Below are 22,215 nucleotides of genomic sequence, written 5' to 3'. Positions count from 1 at the left end.
GTCATGGGGAACCTTTCATGTGGTGTTCCATAGGTACACGGTGCGGATGCCTCGTGTCATCTCGAGTGGACGTGATGACTGCCGGGCCCGTCCCGGGACCGTCTTGGGCCGGGTGGCACCGGGGTCGAGCAGACGGTGTTCGTTGGCGCGTTCCTGGCGGCCGCCGTCGTCCGCGGGGGTCTGGGAAGATGGGTCCATGACAGCGGCTAACGCGGTGCTGGCACGTTTCCCGCTCGCAGACCAGCATTTCCGGCTTCGCAGGGCCGTCGAATCCGACGTCGGCCCCATCGTGGACTTGATGGCCCGGGACCAGCTGCGAGCCGCCGTCGATTCTGCCGCGCCCGAACGTCGGGCCCCGTGTCTGGCGGCCTTCCATGCCATTGACGCCGACCCGGCGCACTTGCTGTGCGTGGTTGATGACGACGCCGGTCAGTGGTGGCAACCATGCAGCTGACTCTCCTGCCGGGATGGGCCCGCGGCGGTGCCACCCGTCTGCAGGTAGAGGCCGTCCGGGTGGACGATCGCATGCGCGGCAATGGGCTCGGCTCCGCCATGATGGAATGGGCAGTTGCGGAGGCCCGGCGCCGCGGCGCGGCCCTGGTCCAACTTACCTCCAACCTGTCCAGGCACGACGCGCACCGATTTTACGAGCGGTTGGGCTTTGTGCACTCGCACGCGGGATTCAAGCTGGTCCTTTAGCGGACCCGTTTGCGCAGAGGTGCCTGCGGCGTGCAGCCGGCTTGGGTGTCTCGGGGTGACGGCCGGTCGGGTTTCTCGGTGACGGCTGGTCGGCACCTGTTGAGTCCTCGTCTTCAGCAGGCCGCCGAGTACGTGCTGCCGCCGTGGCTTGCGCCCAAGTGCCTTGCCACTTGAGTCCTCCACAGTAGGGTCCGGGCGGGTGGTTGTTGACTTTTGGCGCTGCCTGAAGCTTCCGGGCGGGTCCCTCGTCCTAGGCTTGAAGAAACCACGGAAGTTATTGGCTTCCGAACATTTTTTCTACTTACCGGATGACGGGCTGAACTGGACGGGCAGGGGGTGTGCCATGGCTGCACCGGAGTGGCAGGACGACGCCGGCGTTTCCCCTGACCCGTCTGAGGCCAGTGCGATTCTTGGCATGGTGCCAGACGTCAGTCCTGCTTTGGCACGCTCTGCTGGTGCGGCCGACGATGTGGCGGACGCAGCGCGGGCCTTGGTGGGGGTGTGTGGCGGGTTTTTCGACCCCGCCGTTCTCGCCCAGCTGGACGCAGCCCTGGCCCACGAGCTTGCCGCCCGGGCCAGGGAACGCGCAGTGGCCGCCGCGGACCTCTTCGAAAAGGGCTTGCGGGAAGGCCGTGCGGCCGCCTTCGTGGAGCGGGCGGCCGCACATGCCGGGGCCTGCAAGGCCGCGGCGACCAAGGCGGGGAGGCTCGCCGGTGAAGCCACCGCGGTGGTGAGCGCGTTCGGCGGCACCGTCACCGCCCAGGGTTTTGACCCGGCCGTGGTCGACGCAGTGTCCGGGGCCGCCCTGATTGACGTCATCGCAGGACTGGAGGAAGCCAAGAACGCGCTCGCAGCCGCACAAATCCAGGCCGAGGCGCTGTTCACCGCCCAGCAGCGCCTCAGCCAGGCCCGCGCGGGAGTCCCCAAGGACAAGCTCGGCAAGGGCGTCGGGCTCCAGATCGGGTTCGCCCGGCACGAATCCGGTTACCGCGGCCGCCAGCTCGCCGAACTCGCCGCCGTCCTCGTGCGCGAACTCCCGCACACCATGGATGCCGTCACCGCCGGGATTATTGGGGAGGACCGGGCCCGGATCGTTGCGACCGAGACAGTGTTCCTCACCGCCGACCACCGTGCCGAGGTCGACGCCCTCATAAGCGCCGACCACGACAAGCTGGCTGCCATGGGCTCGAAGGAACTTGCGGCGGCCGCCCGGGACGCCGCCTACCGGCTCGAACCTGAGGTGTTCACCAAACGCCGGGACAAGGCCGTTACCGAACGTCACGTTTCTCTGCGTCCGGCCGCGGACGGGATGACCCTGCTTAGCGCGCTCATTCCGCTCAAACACGGCGTCACGATCCTCAAAACCCTCACGCGGGCCGCCGACACCGCCACCGCCGCCGGAGACGAACGCGGCCGCGGCCAGCTCATGGCCGACGCCCTCATCCACCGCCTCACCCAACACATCCCCTGCGATGACGGCGCCGGCACTGTGGGCTACCACCGAGGCCCCGCGATACCGCACGCACCAGCCGAAACGGCCCCGACGCGACGTCCGGGCCTGTGTACGACCGTCACCGAACCCGACATCATGATCGAACTCGTCATGACCGACCGCGCGCTCTTCGAGGGCGCCAACGACCCGGCGATCATCGTCGGCCACGAGCCCATCCCGGCACCCGAAGCCCGGGCCATGGTCCTCGGCATTCAAGTCTCCGACCCGGTTCTGGATGCCCGACCAGACGGCTCCGGTGGGGGAAGTATGAGCGGACAGGAGGGTGGCGGTGATGGCGCGAGCACCGGACCCGACGAGGTGAACGCACCCAATGCGGGCAGGCGCGGCTTTTCGCCCCGAACGTGGCTGCGTCGGCTCTTCACCCACCCAGACAGCGGAGCCCTGCTCACCATGGACTCCCGCGCCCGCATCTTCCCCGACGGGATGAAAGAATTCCTGCGCCTGCAATACCAGCGCTGCGCCAACCCGTATTGTGGAGCCCCCATCCGCCACTACGACCACATCAAGTCGTGGGCCGCCGGCGGCCCCACCAGTACCACCAATGGCCAGGGCCTCTGCGCAGCTTGCAATCAGGCCAAGGAAGCCCCCGGCTGGCTGGCCGAGCCAGCCAACGGTCCGCCGCCCGGCGCCGAATCACCCGACGCCGAATCACCCGACGCGTCGCTGCCCCGGACCACGACCTCCACGCCCACAGGCCACCGCTACACCTCGGTCGCACCGCCCCTGCCCGGTCAAACACGCGGCAGGCGGCCCGGACGACGACGTTGAAACGGCCACGGAACGCGCTTGGCAGGTCCGCCGGCGAACCGTCCCAGCGCTCCAGCCGGTGCCCGCGTGTCCCTACCAACGCAAACGGCAAAGGTTCCTTTGAGTATTGAGGGCAAGGACCGCCGTCGTCGTCCAACGACGCCGGTCACGGCAGGCGGACCGCGCGCATCACCTCGTCATGGACGGTGGCCGGTCCACCGCCGTCTCCCGCGGATCGGCGCGCCCGGGATTCTGTCAGCAGGACGTCCCAGAGCACCGGGTCCAGTGCCGACGCCGCCTCTTCCGCCGTGTAGAAGACATCTGCTCGGCGCGGTCGGTGGGCGCCGGAGTCAATGTCCGACGGCGCGTGCCCCACCACCAGCAGCGTACCGCCGCGTGCCACGGCGGCGGCCAACCGGTCAAACAGTGGCTCACGGTCCGTCCGTGGCAGCTGCATGAACTGGGCCGACACCAGGTCAAAAGACCCGGCCGGGGGAACCCATGAGAGCAGGTCGTGGTGCTCCCATTCGATCGACCCGTCCGGGCCAAGCCCGGCTGCATGCCCGGCGGCCCGTGCCAGAGCCACCGAAGAAATGTCGACCGCGACCACCCGCCACCCGCGCTTGGCCAGCCAGATGGCGTCGGCACCTTCGCCGCAACCGACGTCGAGGGCAGTCCCTGGAGGCAGTGAGGAGACCTCGGCAACGAGCTGCGGGTTGGGTTTGCCGCTCCAAATGTTGCCTTGGTTGCCGTAGCGTTCATTCCAGAACGCCTCATCAAACTTTTGCGTCATGCCAGTGTTCCTTTTCATGCGGGCTCGAAAGCGTGGAGGGCTGGCGAGGCGTTGTCGCGGCAACTTGGCGCGGGGGCTTGGCGCCATGGTCGCGCAGGCTGGGGCGCCGTCGTTCCTGTCGTGGCAGGCGCGCTGCCGGAACTGCCCGCCGTTATTCCGCGGGCAGTTCCGGCAGGTCCTGGTGGGTGCTGACGGCCAGCCGGTTCCAGACGTTGATGGCGGAGATCGCCATGAGCAGGACGGGGACCTCTGCCTCGGCAAATGTGGCCTTGACCTGTGCCCACAGAGCATCGGTCACTCCGCCGTGGCTGATCAGTGTCACGGCTTCCGTCAGTGCAAGCGCCGCCTGCTCCCGGTCGGAATACAGCGCAGGTGCCTCGTGCCAGCCAGCAAGGACGTCCAATCGGCGGTTGTCGACGCCGGCGGCCCTGGCTTCGCGTCCGTGCATGTCCAGGCAGTAGGCGCAGCCGTTGAGCTGCGACGCCCGGATCTTGACCAGCGCCAGCAGGTCCTCGCCGAGCGTGCCGGAGTGGATGTACTTTTCCATCGCGAACATTGGCTGGTAAGCCTTGGGGTCGATTTCCTGGATGTTCAGGCGCTGCGTGGACATGTGGGGTGCTTCCTTACTGGACTGTTGTTTCATCCGATTCCGGCATTTGACGCCGTCCTTTCCAGCTTCCACCCGGCCCCGGCGTTCCGCAAGGCCGGGCGCTCCTTGGCGTCAGCGGCGGAACCGGCTGGCGCGATCAAAATCGTCAGGCGCAAAACCAGGGGACGCCTGTGCGTGGTGCCTCATGTCACGATGCTCGCGAAATGCTTCCCGCGTGCCGCAGCTAAAGTGCTCGCGTAATGGTTGCACCACTCCACGGGACGGGACCGGACATGCTGCGTGGTCAATTTGGGACTAGGCCTTGGCCGCGGCCTTCCGGATGGGTTGCTGTTGGATCTCGCTGATCCGGCGGGTCAGCCCGGCCAGGTCCAGGGTGGCGTAGAGGCGGTCCATGTACCGGCGTAGGGGTTCGAGCCTGATGCCGGTGCCCATGATCCTGTCGGCCGGGGACAATTTACCGCGGAGCTTGCCCGAAGGTGCTGGGAGACCGTCGGCATTGACATTGTTCCGGCAACCATCGCGGCGGCGAAAAGCCATTAACGGGCGGTGCTCGACGACGACCCCGCCCAGACGGACGGCCTGGGCCAGCCGATGAACCGGACGCCGCCGCGGTGGTGCGGGATGCGCCGAAACGACTGACGAAAGGACTGATGAAGGGACTGGTCGGCCTGGACAGCCGCCCCGACAAAGCAGGGGCGCACAGAAAAAAATCCGAGGCCCACAGCTGGCGCTTGCCTGCGTGTGGGACCTCGGACGGTGGGTGCCCTCGATAGGATTCGAACCTACGGCCTGTTGCTCCGGAGGCAACCGCTCTATCCCCTGAGCTACGAGGGCGCGGCAACCGTGGCTGCCGAAGGGAACGAGAAAGAGCTTAGCAGGTGCCGGACGTTCCGTGTAAAACCGTGTCGGAGAACTGTCCCCAGCCTCCCGCCGCAACAGCCTGCGCGAGACGCCAGACGTGTCCTGCACCTCCCGTCCAGCGACTGGAATGACCTGCGCTGCAGCGCGCCTGGCAGGTAACGTTGGGGCAATGGTGAATACATGGTGAGGAACGTTGCACGGCCGGTGTGGATATTTGCGGTCGGCATCATCCTTACCGCGTTGACGCTCCGCGGGGCCGTGACGGTCGTTCCGCCGTTGATTTCCACCATCAACCACGACCTCCCGCTGGGCACCGCCACCATCGGCATCCTCGGCATGCTCCCCACGGCAGCCTTTGGCCTGTTCGGTTTCCTGACCCCGTACGTGATCCGCTGGGCGTCGCTGGAACGGCTCATCGTGCTCTCGATACTGGCCGGGATTGTCGGCCAGGTCGTGCGCGTTTTCGCCCCCAACACCGCCATGTTCCTGGTCTTTTCCGTGGTCGCCTTCGGCGGGCTCGGCGCCGGCAACGTCCTCCTGCCGCCGCTGGTGAAGAAGCATTTCCCCACCAGGATCGGCTTGATGACGGCCCTCTACGTCACGTCCATTTCCCTCGGAACGGCTCTTCCCGCGCAAATTTCGGTGCCCTTGGCCGACGCCGCCGGCTGGCAGTTTTCCCTCTCCTCCTGGGCCGCAGTCAGTGTGGTCGCCGTCGTGCCATGGCTGCTGGCCGCTGTTTCACCGCGGTCGGCTTCCAACGGCTCAGCTTCCCGGGGCTCGGCTTCCCCAAGCACGACGCCGGCCCCCCGCATTGCGGCCGGCCCACCAGCCGCGCCGGCGGAACTGACCGTCCATTCCCGCAGATCGCCCGAGGCTGCCGCGCCGAAGATGAACCTGTGGCGTTCGCCCACGGCCTGGGGCCTGACGTTCATGTTCGGCTGCACATCGCTGAACACGTATGCGCTGTTTGCCTGGCTGCCGGAGATCCTCACGGAATCCGGGCTGGACCGCGCCCACGCCGGTTCCATGCTGGCGTTGTTTGCCGCACTCGGACTGCCGATGAGCCTGTGCATCCCGCTGGTCGCCGCCAGGATGCGCAATCCGTTCCCGGTGGTGCTGGTCATGCTCGCCTGCTTCGTCGCGGGTTACCTGGGCCTGCTGCTCGCCCCGGCGCACGGCACCTGGCTGTGGGTGTCGCTGGCCGGCCTGGGACCGGGTACCTTCCCGCTGGCCCTGCTGCTGATCAACCACCGCACGCGCACCCAGCTGGGCGCCGGCGCCCTGTCCGGCTTTGGCCAGGGCATGGGCTACGCCCTGGCCTGCATCGGCCCGCTGTTCTTCGGCCTGTTGCGCCAGTGGACCGGTTCGTGGACGGCGCCGTTCATGTTCCTCTTTGCCACGCTGCTGCTGCTGGGCGCGGGCGCCTACGTTATTTGCCGGCCCAAAATGTTGGAGGACGACTTCGCCAGGTGAGTTCCGGCGTCGAACTTCCCCTCAAGTACGACGTTTGACGTACGACGCCGGGCTGCCGGCCCGCGATGCCCGGCTGGACTCCTGCCTAGTTGGCCCGGGCCGCAAGGATGGGAGCCATGCTTTCGCGCATGTAGTCGGCCACGACACTCTGGGACACGGCCACGTCGAGGACGAAGAGGCCGTGGGCGCCGGCGTCGAGCCAGTCGCGGAGGCTGTCGATGTCCGCCAGGGAGCGCATCTTGGTGCCGCGTGCGCCAAACGCGCCGGCCAGCGCGGCGAAGTCCACCTCCTCGATCTGCATGGCAGTGTCATCCAGGCCGCGCACGGCATACTGGTGCAGCTCGGCGCCGTAGGCCGCGTCGTTGAACACCACCATGACGCCGCTGGAAATGCTGCGCACTGCGGTATCGAGGTCGGCCAGGCCCATGAGTGCCCCGCCGTCCCCTGAGACCAGGACCGTGAGCCGCTCCGGGCGGGCGGCGGCGGCGCCGACGGCGGACGGCAGTCCCAGCCCGATGGTCTGGAACGCCGTGCCCACCATCATCAGCGCCTGCGGGTCCGGGACGCCGAGGTACATGGGCGCCCAGCTGATGAAGTGCCCGCCGTCCTGGACGATGGTGCGCCGGGCCGGCAGCACCGAGTCCAGCAGCTGCGCCACGGCGCGTGGGTTGAGCCGGCCGTCCGGGGCGAACTCCTGCGCGGGCGGCTCCTTGAACAGGGTGCGGTCGGCAACTTCCGGGTAGCCGTCCCGCCAGCCCCGACCCACCAGGCCCCGCATCGTGTCCAGCAGCGCGGAGGCAAAGGCCGCGGCGTCCGCGTGCACGAATTCGGTGGCGGCCGGGGCTGCGGCATCGCGGCTGACGTCGACCTGGATGACGGTGGCGCCGTCGGCAAACAGGCTGCCGTAGCGCGTTTGGAAGGTGTTCAGCCCTGCTCCCGCCACCAGCACCACGTCGGCGCGGCGCATGATCTCCACAGCCGGCAGGGTGGCAAAACCGCCGGCGATGCCCAGGTCCCAGGGTGAGTCAAAAAGGTTTCGGGCCATGGCCGACGTCGCGAAGAAGGCTCCGAGCCCGTCGCCCAGCCGCCGCAGCGCGGGCCCTGCCGAAGCCTCGACGGCGCCGCGGCCGCCGATGACCAGGGGACGCTCGGCGCCCAAGAGCAGGCGGGCAATGCGGCGGGTGACGGCGTCGTCCGTTGTAAGCGGCGCCCGTACGGCAAGGGGCACGGCCGGCTGCTGCGGACCGGCCTCGGCGGCGGCGAGGTCGTAGGGGATGGCCAGCAGGACCGGGCGGCTGTCGCGCGCGGCCAGCTCCCACGCCCGCTGGGTGGCCGCTTCGGCCGATTCCCGGGTCACCGTAACGGTTTCAACGCCCAGGCCGGCCGCCACCATGTCCTGGTCAATGTCCCACGGCCGGGCACCTGTGGTGGGGACCCCGCCCACGACCAGCACCAGGGGAATGCTGGCCTTGGCGGCCTCGGCGAGCGCCGTCAGCGAGTTTGTGAAGCCGGCCCCGTACGTGACGGTGGCGACCGCCACCTTGCCTGAGGCACGGAAGTAGGCGTCGGCCATCGCGACCGTGCCGGCCTCGTGGCGGGCGCTGATGTAGCGCAGCCCGCGACGGGTCACGTTGCTGGTGAAAAAGGCGTTGCCGTTGCCCATCAGCCCAAACACGGTGTCGGCGTGCCGGGCGCAAACATCGGCAACGAGGTCGGAAACGGTGGGCTGCTCGGTCACGGGACACTCTTATCGCTTGGAGGGACGCTGCGGCGCGCAGCTGTAGCCAACTCTGGAGCGCCGCGGACCGCCACGCAAGTGTCGCCAAAATCACCGTTCACGCTGTACAGAATGAGACCTGTTTGCGTCACCAGACTGCACAATTTGTACAGCGTTGGCTTGTTTTCATGGCCCGCCGAAGGTGCGGCAGGCGGTCAGGAGTCGGCGGCCGCCTTCAGCAGTGGCAGGTTGCGGTTTTCGATGTGCGTTTCGAGTGCGATCACACTCGAGGTGCGGGCCACCCCCGGCGCCTGCGACAACGCGTCAAGGACCCGCTGGAGGTCCGTGGTGGACCGGCCCACGATCTTCACCAGCAGGTCGCTGGGACCTGACACGGTGTGCATTTCCAGGATCTCCGGGATCTGTCCGATCGCTTCAAAGACCACGCCGTGGCCGATGCCCTGCGCAATTTCGACGGAGCAAAACGCGACGACGGGAAAGCCCAGCGCCGCCGGGCTCAGCTGCGGGACTATCCCCGTGATGACGCCGCCGGCGTACAGCCTGTCCAACCGGCCCTGCACCGTGGCGCGGGCCACTTTGAGCCGGCGCGAGCATTCGAGCACGCCAACCCCCGGCTCATCGGTGAACATCTCAATGATGGCGGCGTCCAGCCGGTCAACTTTCATCCCTCCATTATGGCTGTCCCTTCCGGTGACGTTCGAGATAATGCCCGCGCCTTGCCACCATTCGAAGGCCCGGCCGCTTCGGCGGCTCGCAATCCCGAGGCCTGCTCGGCGGTGGGCCGCGGCCGCGGCTCCCTCAAGCGCGCGGGCCAATCTCTAGGTGTTTCTACCTCGGCGGGCGGGGGCGTGGTGATCTCGAATCTCGGCGGGCGGGGGCGTGGTTATCTCGAATCTCGGCGGGCGGGGGCGTGGTGATCTCGAATCTCGGCGGGCGGGGGCGTGGTCATCTCGAATCTCGGCGGGCGGCGGGCAACAATTTGGGCGGATTGGGGGAGCGTGGCGCCGGAACCGTAGACTGGGGCGGTGACTCCTGAAGAACTTTCCGCCGCCATTGCCACCTGCCTTAAAGAGGCCGCCGACGCCGGCGAACTGTCCGTTCCCGCAGAGGCCCTCCCGAAGGAACTGCGGGTGGAGCGGCCCAAGAGCCGCGAGCACGGCGACTGGGCCACCAACATCGCCCTGCAGCTGGCCAAGCCGGCCGGCCTGCCGCCGCGCAAGATCGCCGAGGTCCTGCAAGGGCGCCTGGCCGGAATCCCCGGCGTCGCCAAAGTGGATATCGCCGGCCCCGGCTTCCTGAACATCACTGTGGACGCTGCCGCTGCCGGCGGACTGGCGAAGGCCATCGTCGAGTCCGGCGAAGCGTACGGCATCAACCGGGGCATGGCGGGCACCCGGATCAACCTCGAGTTCGTCTCGGCCAACCCCACCGGCCCCATCCACCTCGGCGGCACGCGGTGGGCGGCGGTGGGCGACTCGCTGGCCCGCATCTTCCAGTCGCAAGGCGCCGACGTCACGCGCGAATACTACTTCAACGACCACGGCAACCAGATCGACCGCTTCGCCCGGTCCCTGCTGGCCAGCGCCAAGGGCGAGCCCGCGCCGGAGGACGGCTACGGCGGGGCGTACATCGAGGACATCGCCAACGCGGTCACGGCGAACACCCCGGACATACTCAGCAGGGAGGACCCGCAGGAGGAATTCCGGGCCCAGGGCGTGGCGCTGATGTTCGCCTCCATCCGCGAATCCCTGCACGAATTCGGCGTCGACTTTGACGTCTACTTCCACGAAAACTCGCTGTTCGAGGACGGCGCCGTCGAAAAGCTCCTGGAGCAGCTCAAGGCCTCCGGCAACCTGTACGCCAAGGACGGCGCCTGGTGGCTGAACTCCACCGACTACGGCGACGACAAGGACCGTGTGGTCATCAAGTCCGACGGCAACGCCGCGTACATCGCCGGCGACATCGCCTACTTCAAGAACAAGCGGGACCGCGGCTTTGACCTGTGCATTTACATGCTCGGCGCCGACCACCACGGCTACGTCGCGCGCCTGAAGGCCGCCGCGGCAGCGATGGGCGACGACGCCAACCGGGTCGAGGTGCTCATCGGCCAGATGGTGAACCTGGTCAAGGACGGCGTCCCGCTGCGCATGTCCAAGCGTGCCGGCACCGTGGTCACCATGGAGGACCTGGTGGAGATTGTGGGCACGGACGCCGCCCGCTACTCCCTGGCCCGCTTCTCCTCTGACTCCAACATCGACATCGACCTGGACGTGCTGACCAAGCGCTCCAACGAGAACCCGGTGTTCTATGTCCAGTACGCCCATGCCCGCACGCGCGCCGTGGGACGCAATGCTGCGGCCGCCGGCGTGGCGCGCACGGCTTTCGACGCCGCGGCCCTCGCCCATCCCACGGAGTCCGAACTCCTTGCGGTGCTGGGCCAGTACCCGGGCGTCCTGACGCAGGCCGCCGAATTCCGCGAGCCGCACCGCGTGGCCCGCCACCTGGAGGTCATCGCCGGCGCCTACCACCGCTGGTACGATGCCTGCCGTGTCACCCCCATGGGCGAGGAGGCCATCACGGACGTGAACCGCACGCGCCTGTGGCTCAACGACGCCGTGGGCCAGGTCCTGGCCAACGGGCTGTCCCTGCTGGGCGTTTCCGCGCCGGAACGGATGTAGCACGTGGCCGAGTCACACAGCGGCACGACCGACATTGCCGGAGCGGAGCTGGCCCCGGCGTGGCTGCCACCGGCGGGAGACCTCAACGAGCTGGTGCCCGCCATGTGGGCGGACGACGTCGAACGCGGCCCGGGCGGGTCCCTCACCATCAGCGGGGTGCCGGTGGGCGAGCTCAAGGAGCAGTTCGGGACGCCGCTCTTTGTCATGAGCGAGACCGACTTCAGGGCCCGCGCGCGCACCTTCAAGGACTCCTTTGACGAGGCCTTTGCCGACATCTGCGGCGGCGTGGACGTCTACTATGCCGGAAAGTCGTTCCTTTGCACCGAGGTGGCCCGCTGGGTGGATTCCGAGGGCCTGCGCCTGGACACCTGCTCCGGCGGCGAACTGGCCGTGGCCGTCCGCGCCGGGCTGGCCGGCGGCAAGCTGGGCCTGCACGGCAACAACAAGTCCGACGCCGAAATCAACCGGGCCCTTGATTTGGGGCTGGGCCGCATTGTGGTGGACAGCCTGCACGAGCTGCGCCGCGTGGCGGACCTGGCCGCCGCCCGCAACACGCGGGCCAATGTCATGCTGCGCGTGACCCCCGGCGTCCACGCCCACACGCACGAATCCATTGCCACGGCCCACGAGGACCAAAAGTTCGGGCTCTCCCTGGTGTCCCCGGAGGATTCGCTCCCCAGCGGCTCCACCGCCGAATTGTCCGCCGCCGAGGCTGCCGCCAAGCTGGCCGTCGAGTCGGAGAACATCAACTTCCTGGGCTTCCACGCCCACATCGGCTCGCAGATCTTTGAACCGGACGGCTTTGAAATTGCCGCCCGCCGGCTGCTGGCCTTAACGCACCGGATCCAGGAAAGTTACGGGGTCGTGCTGCCCGAGCTGGACCTCGGCGGCGGTTACGGCATCGCCTACACCGCGGTGGACACCCCGCGCCCGGCGGCCGAAATCGCCCGGGCGATGGCCGCCGTCGTACGGTCCACCTGCGCGGAGCTGGGCATGCGCGCGCCACGGATCTCCATTGAGCCCGGCCGCGCCATCGTGGGCCCCTCCACGTTCACGCTGTACGAGACCGGCACGCTGAAAACCGTGCAGGTCGAGGTGGCCGGACGGGACGGTGTGACGGCTCCGCGACGTTATGTGTCGGTGGACGGCGGCATGAGCGACAACGCCCGCCCGGTGCTTTATGACGCGGATTATTCCGCCGTCGTGGCCGGCCGCGCCTCGCAGGCGGCACCCGCGCTGTCCCGAGTGGTGGGCAAACATTGCGAGAGCGGCGACATTGTTGTTAGAGATGTATATCTGCCCAATGACGTGGCGGCCGGGGACTTGCTTGCAGTCCCCGGAACGGGCGCGTACTGCTGGGCACTGGCCAGCAACTACAACTACGTGCCCCGTCCGCCCGTTGTCGCCGTCAAGGACGGCGCCGCACGCATGATTGTGCGGGGCGAAACAGAAGACGATTTGCTGGCACGCGATTTAGGGGCCCAGAACCTTTGACAGAGCGCAACACCGTGGACACCGCACTGCCGGCGTCCGCCGAAACAAAAACCTTGAAGGTGGCGCTCCTCGGTGCCGGAAACGTGGGGGCCCAGGTGGCCCGCATCCTCCTTGAGGACGCCGATGCCCTGGCCGCGCGAACCGGCGCCCGGCTGGAGCTGACCGGCATCGCGGTGCGCAACATTGACGCGCCGCGCGACGTCGAACTGCCGCGCGGGCTGCTCACCACCGATGCCTCCGCCCTGGTGCGCGGGGCCGACGTCGTCATTGAGCTCATGGGCGGCCTGGAGCCGGCGCGCTCCCTGATCCTGGAGGCGATCGAGCACGGCGCCACCGTGGTCACCGGGAACAAGGCCCTGCTGGCCGTGGACGGCCCCAGCCTGTATGAGAAGGCCGACGCCGCCGGCGTCCAGCTGTCCTACGAGGCTGCCGTGGCCGGTGCCATCCCCATCCTGCGGCCCATCCGGGATTCGCTGGCCGGGGACAAGATCACCCGCGTCATGGGCATTGTCAACGGCACCACCAACTTCATCCTCGACCAGATGGACACCACCGGAGCGTCGTTTGAGGACGCGCTGGCAGAGGCCACCCGCCTGGGGTACGCGGAGGCTGATCCGACGGCGGACATCGAGGGCCACGACGCCGCCGCCAAGGGCGCCATCCTGGCGTCACTGTCCTTTCATACGCGCTTTGCGCTCGAGGACGTCCACTGCCAGGGCATCACGCAGGTCACGGCGGCGGACATCGCGGCGGCCAAGGACGCCGGCTTTGTCATCAAGCTGCTCGCCATCGCCGAGAAGCTGGACCTCCCCGCCCGCGCGGATTCGGAGGAAGCCCGGGCCGGCGGCGCGGGAGCGGCCTCGGGCGTGAGCGTGCGCGTCCACCCCACGCTGCTCCCGCGCGAGCACCCCCTGGCCGCCGTGCATGGGGCCTTCAACGCGGTGTTCATCGAGGCCGAGTCCGCCGGCCAGCTCATGTTCTACGGCCAGGGTGCCGGCGGCATCCCGACGGCGTCGGCCGTGCTGGGCGACGTGGTCTCCGCAGCCCGCCGCCTGGTGCTCGGGGGCCCCGGCCGCACCGAAACCACCACGGGCGTGCTGCCCGTGCTGGGCATCGAAAACGTCACCACGCAGTACTACATCGGGCTGGACGCGGCGGACCAGCCCGGCGTGCTGGCCAAGATTTCCGCGCTCTTTGCCGAGAACGGCGTCTCCATTGAGACCATGCGGCAGACGGTGCACCGGGAACGCGATGCCCACGACGGCGGCGCCCCCGGCTCGGCCGAGCTGCGGATCGTCACGCACCGCGCCAGCGAGGCTGCCCTGGCAGCAACCGTGCAGGCCATCAACGGCCTGGACATCATAAATTCCGTAACGAGTGTCTTGAGGGTGGAGGGAGTCTAATGGCTCACCAGTGGCGCGGGGTAGTCCGCGAATATGCAGAGCGCCTGCCGGTGACGGCGGAAACGAAGGTCATCACGCTGGGGGAGGGCGGCACGCCGCTGGTGTACGCCCAGCAGCTTTCGGCGCTGACCGGCTCCGAGGTGTACCTGAAGGTGGAGGGCATGAACCCCACCGGCTCCTTCAAGGACCGCGGCATGACCATGGCCATGACGGCGGCCGTTGCCGCCGGCGCCAAGGCGGTGGTGTGCGCCTCCACGGGCAACACCTCCGCCTCCGCGGCCGCCTACGCCAAGCAGGCCGGGCTGACCTGTGCCGTGCTGGTGCCCGAAGGCAAGATCTCCATGGGCAAGCTCTCCCAGGCCGTGGCCCACGGCGCCACGATCCTGCAGGTGGACGGCAACTTCGACAACTGCCTGGACGTGGCGCGCAAGCTCGCGGACTCCTACCCCGTGTTCCTGGTCAACTCCGTCAACCCCGCCCGCATCGAAGGCCAGAAGACGGGCGCCTTTGAAGTGGTCGACTCCCTCGGCGACGCCCCGGACTACCATGTGCTGCCCGTCGGCAACGCCGGCAACATCAGCGCCTATTGGAAGGGCTACAAGGAATACGCGGCCCCGTACGAGTCCGCCACGGCCGGAAGGCTTCCGGCCGTGTCCACGCACACGCCCATCATGTGGGGCTTCCAGGCCGCCGGCGCGGCGCCGTTTGTGGCCGGACACCCCATCACGGAGCCCGACACCATCGCCACGGCCATCCGCATCGGCAACCCGGCATCCTGGGACCTGGCCATCGCCGCCCGCGACGAATCCGGCGGTCTCATCGACTCCGTGACCGACGACGAGATCCTCGCGGCCCACCGCTGGCTCTCGGCCAAGGAAGGCGTGTTCGTCGAGCCCGCGTCCGCGGCGGGCGTCGCGGGCATCATCAAGAAGCACGCCGCCGGCGAGGTCCCCGCGGGCAAGACGATTGTCATCACCGTCACTGGCCACGGCCTGAAGGACCCCGACTGGGCACTGAAGAACGCGGACGGCAGCTTGGTGCAACCCACCCGTGTGGAGTTCGACGTCGTGACCGTCGCCAACGCCCTCGGCCTCGCCGACTAGCCCACCTTCCCGGCCCCTCCGAACACACCCGCATCCCATGACAGGCACCGCCATGACATCCCCGCCCACCGCCACCAAGGCACCCGCCCCCGGCTTTACCGCCACGGTGCGGGTGCCCGGCACGAGCGCCAACCTCGGCCCCGGCTTCGACTCCCTGGGCCTGGCAGTTTCCCTGTACGACACGCTGGCGGTGACGACCCTCGCGACGGACGCGCTGGAATTCGACCTGCACGGCGAGGGCGTGGAGGACCTGCCCCGCGATGCCTCGCATCTGGTGGTCAAGGCCATGGACCTGGCGTTTGCCCGCCTGGGCTACGGGCGCGGCGGCCTGCGCATTTCTGCCCAAAACGTGCTGCCGCACGGCCGCGGCCTCGGCTCGTCCGCCTCGGCCATCGTCGCCGCCATCGCGGCGGCCAATGCGTTGGTGGAAGCCGCCGACCGCAAGGACCGGCAGTGGGTGCTCCAGCTGGCCTCGGAAATGGAGGGACATCCAGACAACGTGGCCCCGGCGATTTTCGGCGCCGTCGCCATCTCGTGGCAGGAAGGCGGGGCCTACGCCACAACCCGGCTCACGCCGTCGGACGCCGTAATCCCGGTCGTGGCGATCCCCGGCTTTGAGGTCAGGACGGAGCTTGCCCGCGGACTGCTGCCGGCCACCGTGACCCACGCGGACGCCGCGGCAAACGCCGGCCGGGCGGCGCTGTTGATGCATGCGCTCAAGGATGCGCCGGAACTGCTGGCTGCCGGCACGCGCGACTATCTCCACCAGGACTACCGCGCGACCGCCATGCCCGAAAGCGCGGCACTTGTCGCCGCCCTCCGCGAAGGCGGGCATGCGGCCTTTATCTCGGGCGCCGGCCCCACCGTCATGGCACTGGCCAACGGCGACGTCGAAGCGGACGCCATAGTGGAGTTCATCGGCCGCCGCGGAGGTTCGGACAATAGTGCGGCATCCGACGGCGTGTCGTGGCGCGTGCTGAGGCTCGCGGTTGACCTTGAAGGTGCTAAAGTGGAAGTGCATCCGGGTTCATAAGCAGCCGTGATTGATGCCACCCTTTCACCACGCCGTCCCGTCTGGGCCGGCCGGTAGCGCGAATCAACAATTGGCAGCCGCCAAGTTTGTTCACGAATTGATTTTATTTATAGGTTGATTCAGGGGTGAATACACCAATTCCGCATTTCCACATTGATTGGGCGAGTGCGAGTTGGAACCTCAGCTGAAGTTCTTAGCCCCTGCCAGTGCGGCAGCGGCGGGACGGCTGACAATAATCATCGCGGCCCCGCTCAAAGGGGCTCGCTTTTCGAGGGGGAAGGATCCTTCGTGACAGAAACCATGACTTCAGCCGCCGGCACCCAGGCAGCTGAGTTGGACGACACCGCCACATCCGCAGGAACGGCCAAGCCGGCCGGACTGGCCGGATTGAAGCTGGCCCAGCTGCAGGCACTCGCCGGCCAGCTCGGCATTACCGGCGGGTCGCGGATGCGCAAGGGAGACCTTGTCGCCGCCATTTCGGCCCACCAGCGCGGTTCGTCCGTGGCCGACCGCCCGACGCGCGCCGCCAAGGACGTTCCCGCCAAGGCTGAGGCCCCCGCCAAGCGGGCACCCCGCGCCAAGGCCGGTGCCGAGGCAGCCGCACAGGAAGCGCCCGCCGAGTCCGCTCCGGAGGAGCGCCCGGCTCGCGGCCGGGGCCGCAGCCGCCGCGCCGCCAGCAGCGACGGCATTATCACCACGGGAAACTCCGGCGTCCAGGCCCCTGCCGCGGACGCCCCCGCCGCCGAGACTGCGGCTGCTGCCACCGCACCCGCCACCGGGTCCGGTTCCGAAGCCCCGGCTTCCGAGCAGGGCACCGGCGGCGAGTCGCGCCGCCAGCCACGCACCCGGAACCGCCGCGCTCAGGGTGGCGGCCGTGACGGCGCCTCCGATGCTGTCCTGCAGGCGCCGGCGGACACCTCCGCCCCGCAGGGGGATGCCGGCCAGGGTTCCAACGTTTCCACCGTTTCCACCGGCCAGGATGCCGGCGGCCGGGACACCAACGTCCGGGAAGCCGGCGGGCAGGTCTCGACGGGGCAGGGCGAGCAGTCCGACAAGGGCGAAAACGCCGACGGTTCTGAACGCCACGACCGGACCCGCCGCAACCAGCGCAACCAGCGCAACAACGACCGCGTCTCCGGGAACCAGCAGTCCGGCGGCCAGCAGTCCAGCGAGCGTTCCACGAGCGACCGCAATGACGAGGAAGACGGCTCGCGCAACAACCGGAACCGCCGCAACCGCCGCGACCGCGACTCCTCCGAGCGGAACGACCGCAGCGGCAACAACCGCAACGACCGCAACGACCGCAACGACCGCAACGACCGCTTCCGCGACCGCAACGAGCGCCGCCGGGGCCGCAACGCCGGCCCGGACTTCGACGACACCGAGGTCACCGAGGACGACGTCCTGCTGCCCGTGGCCGGCATTCTGGACATCCTGGACAACTACGCGTTTGTCCGGACCTCCGGCTACCTGCCTGGTTCCAACGACGTCTACGTTTCCCTCTCCCAGGTCAAGAAGCACAACCTGCGCAAGGGCGACGCCGTCGTCGGTGCCATCCGCGCACCCCGGGAAGGCGAGGACCGCAGCCAGGGCCAGAGTGCCCGCCAGAAGTTCAATGCACTGGTGCGCGTCACCAGCGTGAACGGCAAGAACCCGGACGAACTCAAGGACCGCGTTGAATTCGCCAAGCTGGTGCCGCTGTACCCGTCCGAGCGCCTGCGCCTGGAAACCGACCCCAAGAAGATCGGCCCCCGCGTCATTGACTTGGTGGCCCCGATCGGCAAGGGCCAGCGCGGCCTGATCGTCTCCCCGCCCAAGGCCGGAAAGACGCTCATCCTGCAGTCCATCGCGAATGCCATCACCACCAACAACCCTGAGGTCCACCTCATGATGGTGCTGGTGGACGAGCGTCCCGAAGAAGTCACCGACATGCAGCGCACGGTCAAGGGCGAGGTCATTGCCTCCACCTTCGACCGTCCCGCCGACGACCACACGCAGGTTGCCGAGCTGTCCATTGAGCGGGCCAAGCGCCTCGTTGAGATGGGCATGGATGTGGTGGTCCTCCTGGACTCCATGACCCGCCTGGGCCGTGCCTACAACAACTCCGCACCGTCGTCCGGACGCATCCTCTCCGGTGGTGTCGACTCCGCGGCCCTGTACCCGCCGAAGCGCTTCTTCGGTGCAGCCCGCAACATCGAAAACGGCGGCTCGCTGACCATCCTGGCGACGGCCCTGGTGGAAACCGGCTCCAAGGCCGACGAGGTCATCTTCGAGGAGTTCAAGGGCACCGGCAACATGGAGCTCCGCCTCTCCCGCCAGCTGGCCGACAAGCGCATCTTCCCGGCCGTGGACGTCAACGCGTCCGGCACGCGCCGCGAGGAAAACCTGCTCTCCGCTGAAGAGGTGAAGATCATGTGGCGCCTGCGCCGCGTCCTCTCCGGCCTGGAAATGCAGCAGTCGCTTGAACTGCTCACGTCCAAAATCCGTGAGACGCAGTCCAACGTCGAGTTCCTCATGCAGATCCAGAAGACCACCCTGGGTTCGAAGGCGGAGCACGACAAGTAGCTGCACACAAGGGGCGGGACCGCACATCACTGTGCGGGCCCGCCCCTTCGCGTTGCCACGGTGGCCGGGCGGCGGGCGGGCCCGGGGCTTGAGCCTGTCGCGGCCCGGACCGCCGCCGGCCCGGACAGCAAGAGTAATTAGACTTGACGTACGTCGAGAGAGGTTTTGAAATGTTTGAATCCATCCACGGGTTGCTTGATGAGCATGCTGAACTGCAGATGCGGCTCAGCGACCCCGCCGTGCATGCCGACCAGTCGCTGGCACGGAAACTGGGCCGCCGGTATGCGGAATTGAGCGGCGTGGTGGAGGGATACCACCAGGTCGAACAGCTCACCGACGATCTTGAGGCGGCCAGGGAAATGGCCTCCGAGGACCCGGACTTTGCCGCCGAGGTGCCGGTCCTGCAGGGCCAGCTGGCCGCGGCCCAGGAGAAGCTGCGCCGGCTTCTGATCCCGCGCGACCCCGACGACGCCCGGGATGTCATCCTTGAGGTGAAGGCCGGCGAAGGCGGCGACGAGGCAGCGTTGTTCGCGGCCGACCTGGTCCGGATGTACACCCGTTACGCCGAATCCCGGGGCTGGAAGACGGAAATCATCTCCGCCACGGAATCCGACCTGGGCGGCTACAAGGACATTTCCATCGCCGTCAAGGGCCGTTCGAACGATCCTGCCGAGGGCGTCTTTGCCCGGCTGAAGTTCGAGGGCGGCGTGCACCGCGTACAGCGCGTGCCGGCCACGGAATCCCAGGGACGCATCCACACCTCGGCCGCCGGCGTGCTGGTGCTCCCGGAGGTCGACGAGCCGGAGGAAGTCGACATCAACCCCAACGACTTGAAGATTGACGTCTACCGTTCCTCGGGCCCCGGCGGCCAGTCCGTGAACACGACCGACTCCGCCGTGCGCATCACGCACCTTCCCACCGGCATTGTGGTGGCCATGCAGAATGAGAAGTCGCAGCTGCAGAACCGCGAGGCCGGCATGCGCGTGCTCCGAGCACGCATCCTGGCCCACCAGCAGGCAATCATCGACGCCGAAAACTCCGCTGTGCGCAAGTCGCAGATCCGCACCATGGACCGGTCCGAGCGCATCCGCACGTACAACTACCCGGAAAACCGGATCGCCGACCACCGCACCGGTTACAAGGCCTACAACCTCGATGCCGTCATGAACGGCGATCTTGAGCCCGTGGTGCACTCTGCCATCGAGATGGACGAGCAGTCACGCCTGGACGCCCTGGGTGACTGATCCCCATTCGCCGGCCGAAGAAATCGCTGGCGCGATTTCCCCGGAACCTGGCGAACGTGGGCCCAGCCATTCGCCGGCCGAAGAAATCGCTGGCGCGATTTCCCCGGAACCTGGCGAACGTGGGCCCAGCCATTCGCCGGCCGAAGAAATCGCTGGCGCGATTTCCCCGGAACCTGGCGAACGTGGGCCCAGCCATTCGCCGGCCGAAGAAATCGCTGGCGCGATTTCCCCGGAACCTGGCGAACGTGGGCCCAGCCATTCGCCGGCCGGGATGTTGCTTGCCGACGCCGTGAAGCGTGCGACGGCGGTCCTTGCGGCGGCGGGCGTTCCCTCGCCATTGGTGGACGCGCAGCTCCTTGCCGCCCACCTGCTCGGCGTGGGCCGCGGCGAACTGGCCGCGCTTTTATTTGGCACAACTGTGGCACCGGAGGGCTACGACGCGTTCGTGGCCCGGCGGGCCGCCCGCGAACCGCTGCAGCACATCACCGGGACGGCCTATTTCCGTCACCTGGAACTGGCGGTGGGCGAGGGCGTGTTTGTGCCGCGGCCGGAGACGGAATCGGTGGTGCAGCTGGCCATCGACGTCTTAACGCAGATGTGCCAGGAACGCGGCCCGGACGGCACGCTGACCGCCGTCGACCTTGGCACAGGTTCCGGAGCCATGGCCGCCTCACTGGCCGGTGAGGTCCCCGGCTGCCGGGTGTACGCCGTCGAACTGAGCGACGATGCCTACCCGTGGGCGGCGAAGAATTTGGCCGGGACAGGTGTCACACTGGTCCATGGCGACCTGCGGGACGCCTTTGCGGAGCTGGACGGCGCCGCGGATGTGGTGGTGTCCAATCCGCCCTACATCCCGGCCGGAGCCATTCCGCGGGACCCCGAAGTGCAGCTTCACGATCCGCACATGGCGCTGTACGGCGGGGGAGAGGACGGCATGGAGATGCCGTCGGCGGCGGCTTCCGCGGCTGCCCGCCTGCTGCGTCCGGGCGGATATTTTGTCATGGAGCACGCCGAGGTGCAGGCGGGGCAGATGGCGGAACTGTTGCGGGGCAGCGGCGACTGGGAGGACGTCGCAACGCACCTGGACCTCACCGGCCGCGACCGCGCCACGAGCGGCCGCCGCCGCTGACGGCCGTGCCATGTGCGGCCGTTTCGCCGGTGTGTTCAAGATCCGGGGTTTCCTGATGAAAGAATGGTCAACGTGAGTACCACTTCCTATAACTGCACGAACGACGAACAGCGTACCGAGGGCCTGGCCCATGCCCAAAAGGCCATCGCTGCCAAGCAGGTCATTGTGATGCCTACGGACACGGTCTATGGCATCGCGGCCGACGCGTTCTCGCCACAGGCCGTCGCCACGCTGCTCGCCGCCAAGGGGCGCGGGCGGAGCATGCCGCCGCCCGTGCTGATCCCGCGCATCGGCACCATGGAGGGCCTGGCCACCGACATCCCGGACGATGCCCGCAAGCTGGCCGAGAAATATTGGCCGGGGCCGTTGACGATCATCTTCCACGCCCAGCCGTCCCTGACCTGGGACTTGGGTGACACCGTCGGGACAGTGGCGCTGCGCGTGCCTGACGAGCAATTGGCGCTTGACCTGTTGACGCTGACCGGCCCGCTGGCGGTCTCCAGCGCCAACCGCACCGGCCAGCCGGCTGCGCAAACGGCCCAGGAGGCACGCGAACAGCTGGCCGAATCGGTCGAGGTTTATCTCGAGGCCGGGTTCCGACCGCTCGAGGGCACCGAAGGCGTGCCGTCCACGATCGTCGACGCCACCGGGCTGCGGCTGCGCGTCGTCCGCGAGGGAGCCATTTCGCTCGAACAGATCCAGCGCATGGTCCCGAGCGCCCTGGGCAGCGAAGCGGAACCGGAGATGTGGCAGCCGGTGGTCGAGGAGGCCGTCGAGGCCGCGCCGGAGGTCGAGCCTGTCGAGGCTGCGCCGGAGGTCGAGCCTGTCGAGGCTGCGCCGGAGGTCGAGCCTGTCGAGGCTGCGCCGGAGGTCGAGCCTGTCGAGGCTGCGCCGGAGGTCGAGCCTGTCGAGGCTGCGCCGGAGGTCGAGCCCGTCGAGGCCCCTGAGGCCGGGACCGGGTCGGGATTTCGACAGGCTCAATCACCGGAGCTGGACGCCAAATAGTCTGAGTTTTCGCCCAGCGTACAGGTGAGGCGAGCTGCGATACCGGCAGGGCGCCTCAACTGTGCACTGGGTGCCGACCGCCCCCGGCCAGGTCGCCAGATCTGTACTGTCGATCGAAAAGTACGTG

General features: G+C 68.1%; 19 protein-coding genes and 1 tRNA gene. 13 read left to right on the top strand and 7 right to left on the bottom strand.

The annotated features are described in order from the left end of the window. Positions 1-15: 15 nt before the first annotated feature. Complete coding sequence (locus tag DMB86_RS20390) at positions 16-198, bottom strand: hypothetical protein (RefSeq protein ID WP_129545570.1); 183 nt, start codon at positions 196-198, stop codon at positions 16-18. Here DMB86_RS20390 and DMB86_RS21545 point away from each other — a divergent pair. The 3 genes from DMB86_RS21545 to DMB86_RS15970 all read left to right on the top strand — a co-directional run bounded on the left by DMB86_RS21545 (position 197) and on the right by DMB86_RS15970 (position 2,980). Continuing rightward, positions 197-454 carry a hypothetical protein gene (locus DMB86_RS21545; RefSeq protein ID WP_113718663.1) on the top strand — a complete coding sequence of 86 codons (258 nt, stop codon included), beginning with the start codon at positions 197-199 and terminating at the stop codon, positions 452-454. The two genes, DMB86_RS20390 and DMB86_RS21545, sit on opposite strands and share 2 nt — an antisense overlap. Next, the gene (locus DMB86_RS21540; protein ID WP_113718662.1) at positions 445-699 is read left to right on the top strand and encodes a GNAT family N-acetyltransferase; all 255 of its coding nucleotides are present in this window, start codon (positions 445-447) and stop codon (positions 697-699) included. Before DMB86_RS21545 ends, DMB86_RS21540 begins: the two co-directional genes overlap by 10 nt. Positions 700-1,042: 343 nt before the next feature. Continuing rightward, entirely contained in the window at positions 1,043-2,980 is a 1,938-nt protein-coding gene (locus DMB86_RS15970; RefSeq protein ID WP_129545569.1) for an HNH endonuclease, read from the top strand. A 145-nt stretch (positions 2,981-3,125) separates the two neighbouring features. Here the strand turns inward: DMB86_RS15970 and DMB86_RS15965 are convergent, their stop codons facing one another. The 4 genes from DMB86_RS15965 to DMB86_RS15950 form a co-directional block, all read right to left on the bottom strand. After that, positions 3,126-3,752, bottom strand: coding sequence for a class I SAM-dependent methyltransferase (locus DMB86_RS15965; RefSeq protein ID WP_113718660.1), 627 nt, complete (start codon positions 3,750-3,752; stop codon positions 3,126-3,128). 151 nt (positions 3,753-3,903) lie between these two features. Further along, positions 3,904-4,362: a carboxymuconolactone decarboxylase family protein gene (locus DMB86_RS15960; RefSeq protein ID WP_113718659.1), complete on the bottom strand. Its 459-nt coding sequence runs from the start codon at positions 4,360-4,362 to the stop codon at positions 3,904-3,906. Between the two features lie 294 nt (positions 4,363-4,656). Further along, on the bottom strand, positions 4,657-4,794 hold the full coding sequence (locus tag DMB86_RS20655; protein ID WP_171814524.1) for a hypothetical protein: 138 nt from the start codon (positions 4,792-4,794) through the stop codon (positions 4,657-4,659). 329 nt (positions 4,795-5,123) lie between these two features. Continuing rightward, a tRNA-Arg gene (locus DMB86_RS15950) sits at positions 5,124-5,196 on the bottom strand. A gap of 207 nt (positions 5,197-5,403) precedes the next feature. Here DMB86_RS15950 and DMB86_RS15945 point away from each other — a divergent pair. Next, positions 5,404-6,696: an MFS transporter gene (locus tag DMB86_RS15945; RefSeq protein ID WP_113718658.1), complete on the top strand. Its 1,293-nt coding sequence runs from the start codon at positions 5,404-5,406 to the stop codon at positions 6,694-6,696. An 85-nt stretch (positions 6,697-6,781) separates the two neighbouring features. On the opposite strand, the gene DMB86_RS15940 is transcribed toward DMB86_RS15945, so the two are convergent. Then, the gene (locus DMB86_RS15940; RefSeq protein WP_227878430.1) at positions 6,782-8,434 is read right to left on the bottom strand and encodes a thiamine pyrophosphate-binding protein; all 1,653 of its coding nucleotides are present in this window, start codon (positions 8,432-8,434) and stop codon (positions 6,782-6,784) included. Positions 8,435-8,628: 194 nt separating this feature from the next. After that, a complete protein-coding gene (locus DMB86_RS15935; RefSeq protein ID WP_113718657.1) occupies positions 8,629-9,099 on the bottom strand; it encodes an Lrp/AsnC family transcriptional regulator in 471 nt (156 codons plus the stop codon). Positions 9,100-9,459: 360 nt separating this feature from the next. Here DMB86_RS15935 and argS point away from each other — a divergent pair, with 360 nt between their 5' ends. From argS to DMB86_RS15890, 9 genes are all read left to right on the top strand, one after another. Next, positions 9,460-11,112: an arginine--tRNA ligase gene (gene argS, locus DMB86_RS15930; RefSeq protein WP_113718656.1), complete on the top strand. Its 1,653-nt coding sequence runs from the start codon at positions 9,460-9,462 to the stop codon at positions 11,110-11,112. Between the two features lie 3 nt (positions 11,113-11,115). Then, positions 11,116-12,606 (top strand): diaminopimelate decarboxylase, encoded by a 1,491-nt coding sequence (lysA, locus tag DMB86_RS15925; RefSeq protein ID WP_227878429.1) that lies wholly within the window; start codon positions 11,116-11,118, stop codon positions 12,604-12,606. Next, positions 12,603-14,009 (top strand): homoserine dehydrogenase, encoded by a 1,407-nt coding sequence (locus DMB86_RS15920; RefSeq protein ID WP_227878428.1) that lies wholly within the window; start codon positions 12,603-12,605, stop codon positions 14,007-14,009. Before lysA ends, DMB86_RS15920 begins: the two co-directional genes overlap by 4 nt. Continuing rightward, positions 14,009-15,112, top strand: coding sequence for a threonine synthase (gene thrC, locus DMB86_RS15915; protein ID WP_113718655.1), 1,104 nt, complete (start codon positions 14,009-14,011; stop codon positions 15,110-15,112). Before DMB86_RS15920 ends, thrC begins: the two co-directional genes overlap by 1 nt. Positions 15,113-15,164: 52 nt before the next feature. Then, complete coding sequence (thrB, locus tag DMB86_RS15910) at positions 15,165-16,145, top strand: homoserine kinase (protein ID WP_113718654.1); 981 nt, start codon at positions 15,165-15,167, stop codon at positions 16,143-16,145. 288 nt (positions 16,146-16,433) lie between these two features. Then, the gene (gene rho, locus DMB86_RS15905) at positions 16,434-18,710 is read left to right on the top strand and encodes a transcription termination factor Rho (protein WP_113718653.1); all 2,277 of its coding nucleotides are present in this window, start codon (positions 16,434-16,436) and stop codon (positions 18,708-18,710) included. 170 nt (positions 18,711-18,880) lie between these two features. Next, the gene (prfA, locus tag DMB86_RS15900) at positions 18,881-19,954 is read left to right on the top strand and encodes a peptide chain release factor 1 (RefSeq protein ID WP_113718652.1); all 1,074 of its coding nucleotides are present in this window, start codon (positions 18,881-18,883) and stop codon (positions 19,952-19,954) included. Between the two features lie 271 nt (positions 19,955-20,225). Next, complete coding sequence (gene prmC / locus DMB86_RS15895) at positions 20,226-21,083, top strand: peptide chain release factor N(5)-glutamine methyltransferase (RefSeq protein WP_113719627.1); 858 nt, start codon at positions 20,226-20,228, stop codon at positions 21,081-21,083. Positions 21,084-21,146: 63 nt separating this feature from the next. Next, positions 21,147-22,088 (top strand): L-threonylcarbamoyladenylate synthase, encoded by a 942-nt coding sequence (locus tag DMB86_RS15890; RefSeq protein WP_113718651.1) that lies wholly within the window; start codon positions 21,147-21,149, stop codon positions 22,086-22,088. The last annotated feature ends 127 nt before the right edge of the window (positions 22,089-22,215 follow it).

The organism is Arthrobacter dokdonellae (genome assembly GCF_003268655.1).
GTDB lineage: Bacteria > Actinomycetota > Actinomycetes > Actinomycetales > Micrococcaceae > Specibacter > Specibacter dokdonellae.
Note: the sequence above shows the minus strand (reverse complement) of the source record. Positions and strands in the feature narration are given on the sequence as shown.

Coding starts and splice junctions, on each gene's coding strand:
- DMB86_RS21545 (WP_113718663.1), top strand. CDS start 197: ATGACAGCGGCTAACGCGGTGCTGGCACGTTTCCCGCTCGCAGACCAG.
- DMB86_RS20390 (WP_129545570.1), bottom strand. CDS start 198: ATGGACCCATCTTCCCAGACCCCCGCGGACGACGGCGGCCGCCAGGAA.
- DMB86_RS21540 (WP_113718662.1), top strand. CDS start 445: ATGCAGCTGACTCTCCTGCCGGGATGGGCCCGCGGCGGTGCCACCCGT.
- DMB86_RS15970 (WP_129545569.1), top strand. CDS start 1,043: ATGGCTGCACCGGAGTGGCAGGACGACGCCGGCGTTTCCCCTGACCCG.
- DMB86_RS15965 (WP_113718660.1), bottom strand. CDS start 3,752: ATGACGCAAAAGTTTGATGAGGCGTTCTGGAATGAACGCTACGGCAAC.
- DMB86_RS15960 (WP_113718659.1), bottom strand. CDS start 4,362: ATGTCCACGCAGCGCCTGAACATCCAGGAAATCGACCCCAAGGCTTAC.
- DMB86_RS20655 (WP_171814524.1), bottom strand. CDS start 4,794: ATGGGCACCGGCATCAGGCTCGAACCCCTACGCCGGTACATGGACCGC.
- DMB86_RS15945 (WP_113718658.1), top strand. CDS start 5,404: ATGGTGAGGAACGTTGCACGGCCGGTGTGGATATTTGCGGTCGGCATC.
- DMB86_RS15935 (WP_113718657.1), bottom strand. CDS start 9,099: ATGAAAGTTGACCGGCTGGACGCCGCCATCATTGAGATGTTCACCGAT.
- thrC (WP_113718655.1), top strand. CDS start 14,009: ATGGCTCACCAGTGGCGCGGGGTAGTCCGCGAATATGCAGAGCGCCTG.
- thrB (WP_113718654.1), top strand. CDS start 15,165: ATGACATCCCCGCCCACCGCCACCAAGGCACCCGCCCCCGGCTTTACC.
- prfA (WP_113718652.1), top strand. CDS start 18,881: ATGTTTGAATCCATCCACGGGTTGCTTGATGAGCATGCTGAACTGCAG.
- prmC (WP_113719627.1), top strand. CDS start 20,226: ATGTTGCTTGCCGACGCCGTGAAGCGTGCGACGGCGGTCCTTGCGGCG.
- DMB86_RS15890 (WP_113718651.1), top strand. CDS start 21,147: ATGGTCAACGTGAGTACCACTTCCTATAACTGCACGAACGACGAACAG.